This is a genomic window from Noviherbaspirillum soli, from assembly GCF_015352955.1.
GTDB classification, from domain to species: domain Bacteria; phylum Pseudomonadota; class Gammaproteobacteria; order Burkholderiales; family Burkholderiaceae_D; genus Noviherbaspirillum_A; species Noviherbaspirillum_A soli.
The window spans coordinates 1-6175 of the sequence record NZ_JACYOX010000083.1 but is presented as its reverse complement, the minus strand read 5'-3'; the positions used below and the strand labels follow the sequence as shown (position 1 = coordinate 6175).

At 59.2% G+C, this 6175-nt stretch carries 8 protein-coding genes and 1 pseudogene; 6 read left to right on the top strand and 3 right to left on the bottom strand.

Annotation, left to right across the window (positions count from 1 at the left end; genetic code table 11):
* Nucleotides 1-204 precede the first annotated feature (204 nt).
* Nucleotides 205-312, bottom strand: a pseudogene (locus tag IGW04_RS26290) (IS110 family transposase); the annotation flags it as partial.
* A gap of 66 nt (nt 313-378) precedes the next feature.
* Here IGW04_RS26290 and IGW04_RS25980 point away from each other — a divergent pair.
* The 6 genes from IGW04_RS25980 (at nt 379) to IGW04_RS25230 (ending at nt 5153) form a co-directional block, all read left to right on the top strand.
* Nucleotides 379-597: an IS4 family transposase gene (locus tag IGW04_RS25980; protein ID WP_228527391.1), complete on the top strand. Its 219-nt coding sequence runs from the start codon at nt 379-381 to the stop codon at nt 595-597.
* Between the two features lie 192 nt (nt 598-789).
* Nucleotides 790-1575 carry a helix-turn-helix transcriptional regulator gene (locus IGW04_RS25250; RefSeq protein WP_194715856.1) on the top strand — a complete coding sequence of 262 codons (786 nt, stop codon included), beginning with the start codon at nt 790-792 and terminating at the stop codon, nt 1573-1575.
* Between the two features lie 451 nt (nt 1576-2026).
* A complete protein-coding gene (locus IGW04_RS25245) occupies nt 2027-2551 on the top strand; it encodes a FixH family protein (RefSeq protein WP_228527389.1) in 525 nt (174 codons plus the stop codon).
* A gap of 12 nt (nt 2552-2563) precedes the next feature.
* Nucleotides 2564-3811, top strand: coding sequence for a cytochrome-c peroxidase (locus IGW04_RS25240; protein WP_194715855.1), 1248 nt, complete (start codon nt 2564-2566; stop codon nt 3809-3811).
* Between the two features lie 54 nt (nt 3812-3865).
* A complete protein-coding gene (locus IGW04_RS25235) occupies nt 3866-4234 on the top strand; it encodes a DUF3703 domain-containing protein (RefSeq protein WP_194715854.1) in 369 nt (122 codons plus the stop codon).
* Nucleotides 4235-4961: 727 nt separating this feature from the next.
* Nucleotides 4962-5153 carry a hypothetical protein gene (locus IGW04_RS25230; protein WP_194715853.1) on the top strand — a complete coding sequence of 64 codons (192 nt, stop codon included), beginning with the start codon at nt 4962-4964 and terminating at the stop codon, nt 5151-5153.
* 195 nt (nt 5154-5348) lie between these two features.
* Here IGW04_RS25230 and IGW04_RS25225 read toward each other — a convergent pair whose 3' ends face one another.
* Nucleotides 5349-5714 carry a hypothetical protein gene (locus tag IGW04_RS25225; protein ID WP_194715852.1) on the bottom strand — a complete coding sequence of 122 codons (366 nt, stop codon included), beginning with the start codon at nt 5712-5714 and terminating at the stop codon, nt 5349-5351.
* Nucleotides 5715-5885: 171 nt separating this feature from the next.
* Nucleotides 5886-6175: transposase (locus IGW04_RS25220; RefSeq protein WP_194715851.1), on the bottom strand; the 290-nt coding region annotated here is incomplete at its 5' end.

Genomic DNA, 6175 nt, shown 5'->3' with positions numbered 1-6175 from the left:
CTTCCAGCCAGCCGCGTTCGTCCGCCGTCAACTTCAGCACATATTTTCGGTTCATTGCGATCTCCTTCCCGACAACCTCCCGTTAGATCGCTTTAAAACCGAAAAATGTCCTGTGTCAGACTACTAGTAGCGCTTGCCGCGCAGCGACGACTTCGTAGCTAAGTATATGCATGCTCAACCGCCGTATCACAGTCATTTGCTAACAATCTGTTGTTCCAACTCTTTGACCTGTCGATCCAGTTCCTTCAGGTTGTCGGCAAGTGGCTGCAACAGACTGCAGAAGCTACCGGGCAACTGCCCGTTAGAGGCCTCGGATCGTGTCGCCAGTCATTGCCGGCGGGTCCGGATGCTCATGCGTCGGGGCCGAACCGGCCCCGAATGGATTGCGAAGTGGTGTTCGAACACGACGAGCGGCAGGCCGCCTACATGATGGCGCGCAAGCCGATTCCTCCACCACCGCCATCGTTGAATGTCGTAAGCCTCATCGCCATCTCCGGCGGTTTCCCGGGGCGCAAAGGCAATGGAGAGCCCGGCAGTAAAATGATCCGGACCGGCTTGCAGCGCGCCATGGACTTCGCCTCCGGCACCCGCGCTTAAAAGACAGGGGGATTTGCGTGTAATGGGTGGGTCGAGTGCCATCTCGTGATCTTTGCCGCGTGTCGCCCCTTGAGCCAATCCCGTCGCCATTGCATTAAAATCTGAAAAAATCTGCGCGAAAGTTTCTTCAATCTGATGTCCAAGCGTGTGATCGCAATCGGCGCGTACTGATGATTCCAGCGAGGGAAAGCGGTGAGTGATGCATTGCAAGGAAGAGAAGCCAGGCATTTCGGTACCGGAAGCGTCCTGTTCTGGCGCGGCGGCAGCCTCTGGATCGGGCACGCAAAAGACGAGACCGGTTTCCATGCGCATCATTCGATCCAGATGACGCTGTCTCTATCCAGCGGCACTGTTCGCTTTCGGAGTACGGGGGAAGATTGGCGGAATTATACGGCCGCAATCATTGCGGCTCATCATTCGCATGCATTCGAAGCGCGCGGCGAACAGGTTGCCCTGATCTTTACCGAACCCGAGTCGCGTGAAGGCCGGCAGCTAAGGGAGCGCTACCGTTCCGGTGTGTCATCGCTGGATGACGTGATGTTCAAGGATGAAGTCACTGCACTGGCCGCTGCCTATGCCGACGGCGCCGGTGATGACCAAATCGCCGCCTGCGCCCGTGCGATCATTGCCAAAATCACCTCGACCGAGGCCATGCCGCCTCGTCCACTCGACAAAAGGATAGAACGCGCCATCGAGGTTCTGCGGGGACGCCTGAATGAAACGGTAACAATGGCGGACATAGCGCAAGCCGTTCATCTGTCGCCGGAACGCTTTCGCCATCTGTTCCTCAAGGAAACCGGCATTCGCTTTCGGCCCTACGTACTTTGGTTGCGCATCGAAGTCGCGCTCGCAGCCTATGCAGCCGGAAAGAGCTTGACCGAAGCTGCCTATGCCGGCGGCTTCGCCGACTCCGCCCACCTTTCCCGCACCTTCAAGCGCATGTTCGGGATTCCCGCAATCGGCCTCCATCTTCACTAGAGACTGTCATGGCCTTCGGAAGCGAACTGGCAGCTGTCAGAACCGGCCAGACGCAAGGCGCGTCGTCGAGACTGTAACAAGTTACGGCGAGGCGCCGCAACGCCGCAGATGGCCGGTTGTGGCGGCTTCCGGCCCCTGTCCTGAGGTTCATCACCGGCTCTAGCCGCAAGTTAGCCGTTTCGTTCAAGTCCGCCCCGCTCCACCCTTCTAGACTGGCATCTCGTTTCCAACTGAAAGGAGAAATGCCATGAACACCACTTCGCAAAGCCAAAACCAAAACCCATGCCAATGCGTTGCCTGTCAAGGCGCTGGCTGCAGCTGCGGCTGCCAGCAGCCCATTGAGCAAAAGACGTGCGCCTGTGGCCCGCAATGCCAGTGCGGGCCGGGATGCAACTGCCAAAAAGACGAATGACCTGGCTTTGCCGCCGCACGCGCCAGGCGATGCGGCGGCATGAACCACCATGCCCGCTCGCCGCACCGTCAACGCCTATCGATCCGAGGGTCCATCATCATGCTTCGAAAATCACGCATCACGCTCTCATTCCTTCCATTCACCTTTCTGGCAGGCTGCATGGCGCCGCCGACGGGCCTGAACCTGTCAACGGATCGCCAGACAGATCACAACAGGTACCAGGTTAGCCTGCACGCCCCGGCTGAATCGATTGCCATCAACAAGTTACACGCCTGGGAAATCCGGTTACGCACCGCGTCGGGCGCCGCGGTAGCAGGAGCGCATATCGGCATCGATGGCGGCATGCCGCAGCACGGCCATGGCTTTCCTACCCAGCCCAGGGTTACGCGCGAACTCGGGAATGGCCGCTACCTGCTCGAAGGCGTGAAGTTCAGCATGCCAGGCTGGTGGGAAATCAAGCTCAAGGTCGACGCTGCCTCCGGCTACGATGAAGTGACGTTCAATACCGTCATCGCACCCCGCAACATGCCGCCCGTTGTGGCGGGCAATGCGGTACGGCCCTGACCTCGTCCGGCGATGAAATTCCCGACGCTATGGGCAATTCTTCCGGCTGGCGCATTGCTCGCGTGCAGCGCGACAGCCGGGCCATTCGGCATCAGGCTCGTCGACGGCTGGAATGCCGCCGAGCTCGCCGTACTTTCCACACTGCGGCTGAGTCAATTGCCGCCGGTGCCGAAAGACCCATCCAATGCCCACGACGCCTCTCCTGCAGCGGCCAGCCTTGGACGGCGGATATTCTTTGACCGCAGGTTCAGCGCCAACGGAACCGTTTCCTGTGCAAGTTGCCACCAGCCGGACAAGCAGTTCCAGGATGGGAAGCCGCTGGGACAGGGGATGGACACCGGCGCACGGCGCACCATGCCAGTCGTCGGCGCGGCATACAGCCCTTTCCTGTTCTGGGATGGCCGCAAGGACAGCCTGTGGGCCCAAGCGCTTGGCCCCCTGGAAGACCCGGCTGAGCATGGCGGAACTCGCCTCGCCTTTGCGCTGCAACTGAAGACGCGCTACCGGCCGGACTACGAGGCAATTTTTGGCGCCATGCCGGACTTGAGCGGGCTGCCTGAAGAGGCGAGTCCACTCGGCACGCCCTTGCAGCGGGCAGCATGGCGCAGCATGACGGAAAAGGAACAAGAGGAGGTCTCCAAAGTATTTGCCAATATGGGCAAGGCGCTGGCGGCGTATCAGAGAACTTTGCAGCCGGGCGAATCCCGGCTGGACCAATATATCGAAGGCGTCGTCACCCACAATGTGCAAGCGTACGGCCTGCTCAACGCCACTGAAAAGAACGGCCTGCGCATCTTCCTCGGCAAGGGCCAGTGCATCACCTGCCATAACGGCCCGCTGCTCACAGACCACCACTTTCATAACACCGGGATTGCGCCCCGTATCCCCGGGCAGCCGGATTTGGGCCGGCGCGTCGGAATTGCAAAAGTCCGCGGCGATGAATTCAACTGCCTCGGCCGTTTCAGCGATGCGCGCCCGGAGCAATGCGAAGAACTCAATTTTCTTGCAAGGGACGACCACGCGATGACTTCGGCATTCAAAACACCGGGTTTGCGCAACGTTGCCCTGCGCGCTCCTTATATGCACGCAGGGCAGATTACATCGCTGGCCGATGTGGTGCGGCACTACTCGCAAGCGCCGCGCACGGACGGGCACAGTGAAATCAAGCCGGCCACGCTGACAGAGAGCGAGATGCAGGATCTGGTCGCGTTCCTTGGCACCCTATCGGCAATTGTTGAGAATGAGCCGCAAAGGGAATGAGCACGAATCAACTATGTGCTGTAGCTTCGCACGAACACGAGGAGAGATCTGACCATGACCCCTGAATTGAAGTCGGCATTCCACGCTGAAATGGCGGCCGCCAGGCACGACATCCTGGCAGGACGGCTAGACAGTGGAATGCGCCACCTCGGAACCGCCCATGTCTTAGGGCAGTACCATGTGCTACCCCATTGCTGGACGCACTGGATGATGTTGCGTGTTGCGTACAAGCGCCGCCGCTATGCCGACGTTTGCGGCCAGGCCGTGCGTATCATACTGGGCGCCTTCGGCTCCTTGATAGGGATTGTGCCGCGGGGGAACACTGGCGGCAGCGACGTTGGCATGTTCAAATCCATGCCAATCGACCCCGGGCTTAAGGCGCTAATCAAACGGGATCGCCGTCCAGGCCAGATCGATGAATAATGCGCGAAAGGACTGTTCAGTTGCTTGATTCGACCATCTTCATGCGGCGCATAGTAATGGCCGTTGCGCTTGTAGCCTTGTTTTGACAAACCGCGCAACAGCAATACACCCGCAAGCTCACCATCGACTTCATGGTCAATCTGATGCTGGATGTCTTTGCGGCAGGCATGCCAGCGCCGGTACGGAGTTGACGGTCCAATGGGATCGCATGACGACCACGCGTCAGGCCTCTTGCGCCAAGCTGCAACGCATGTAGATTGCCGTAGGGGTAGCCATAGTCAGGCATGTTGCTACCCTGGCTGACAGCATCATGGCGCAATGGAACAGGGCATGCCACGAGCCGGTGCCAGCCCGTGAGGCACGCGTGCTGGATGCCACGCATCTGGGTGGACGTAGCGCGCATCGTCCCAAGCCGCTGCGCCAGACGAGGTGTGCAGGACTGACTGGCGTGGCCTTGGCAGGCTATGGCTGGCGTCGCAACTGATGATGCATGCGGTGCTGGAGGAAGACGCCCATACCCGCGAACGGGCGCTGTCGAGGCAATTGACATCGGCGCCAGCCTGCTCTGGATCGCCGGTCGCAACTTCTGCGTGCGCAGCTTTTGTGCCGCATTGCGCAGGCGAAGTCGTGCTTTCCGCTGCGCCGGCATCGCAGCGCTTGCCCCTTTGAAGAGCTCACGTCCCTACATGATGCCGCTGCAGGCCAGCCGGGCATCCGGTAGCAAGCCTTGGATTTCACTAATCCAGGCACCAGCCAGCCGATTCAGACGTGGCGCATTGCACTGCGCTTGCCATCGTCGACCCGCGATCGCGACACCTCCATGGTGTTCATGACCAATCTGCCGGCGGCGATTGCAGCGGTTCAGTTATGCGCGCTGTATCGACAGTGCCGGAAGATCGAGATGCATCTGCGGTACTGAAAACGCCAGGCATATGATCCATCCCGCCAACAGGGCCGGCAGACCGGATCCAGCCAGCGTGGCGGTGGCAATAACGCCAACCTCGGATGTACTGAATCCAAGGGAAATCCGATACACAGGTAGTAGCAGGCTGACCTAGCCATCGGCAAAGGCCCGCAATCCACTGACCTCCAGCAGCAGGGAAACAAACTGCCCTCATTTTCCCTTGGCTTCTATGAAACTGAAGTCATCAAAGAGGGTTGTGCTGTCAGCCTTTGTCCAGACACCGGCCTTGCCTCCACCAACGACATGGCGATCGTTTGTTTCGATACATCTTTTCCTGTCGAATTCAACTTGGATCAGATCGCCTTTGAAGCGTACCCGCAGCGTATGCCAGGCATTCGGTGCGACCGGTGCATCGACATACTTGATTGTTTTGCGTGAGCCATTCTCGGTATAGTAAAGCGCGACATTGTTCTCCAGCGCATTGGCCCGGGCAACATAGTAGTTCTCCCTATCTTTCCGGCGCCAGACGACACCCCCTGCCTGGTCTTCATTGCCGGAAACTGGCTTGAACTTCACTTCAACCGAGCCATCTGCAAGCTGCGCATTGTCCCTAAGCTACGCTGAACAAGCGTGCTTTTATCCGTTTGCGCAGTTTATACAGCTGGATTTGGGTAAAAGGACGGGTCCAGTGCCCTGTCTGGAGCCCTTACGGGCAACTGCTGCAGGCGTTTCAGCCTGCTTTGCCCACTATGGGCGTGCTGGTGCCATCAGCCGATGGCGCGCCAGGTAAATATTGGCCAACGCCAGCGCCGTGAAGGCCCGGCTGGCATTCCTGGCCAAGCCGCGATAGCGCACTTTCGAGAAGCCCCACAGCCGCTTGACCACGGCGAACACGTGTTCCACTCGTGCCCGGATTTTGGACTTGCTGCGGTTTTTTGCCCGCTTGGCTTCATCGACTTGGCCAGCTTTGCGGACACGTTCGTTTGTAAAATCTTTCGCTTTCGGTGCCTTGCCACGGATCAGTGCCTTCTGGCTGG

Excerpts from the sequence above, each read along its gene's own strand:
- IGW04_RS25235 (WP_194715854.1), top strand. The coding sequence starts at position 3,866 with ATGACCCCTGAATTGAAGTCGGCATTCCACGCTGAAATGGCGGCCGCC.
- IGW04_RS25245 (WP_228527389.1), top strand. The coding sequence starts at position 2,027 with ATGAACCACCATGCCCGCTCGCCGCACCGTCAACGCCTATCGATCCGA.
- IGW04_RS25980 (WP_228527391.1), top strand. The coding sequence starts at position 379 with ATGGATTGCGAAGTGGTGTTCGAACACGACGAGCGGCAGGCCGCCTAC.
- IGW04_RS25240 (WP_194715855.1), top strand. The coding sequence starts at position 2,564 with ATGAAATTCCCGACGCTATGGGCAATTCTTCCGGCTGGCGCATTGCTC.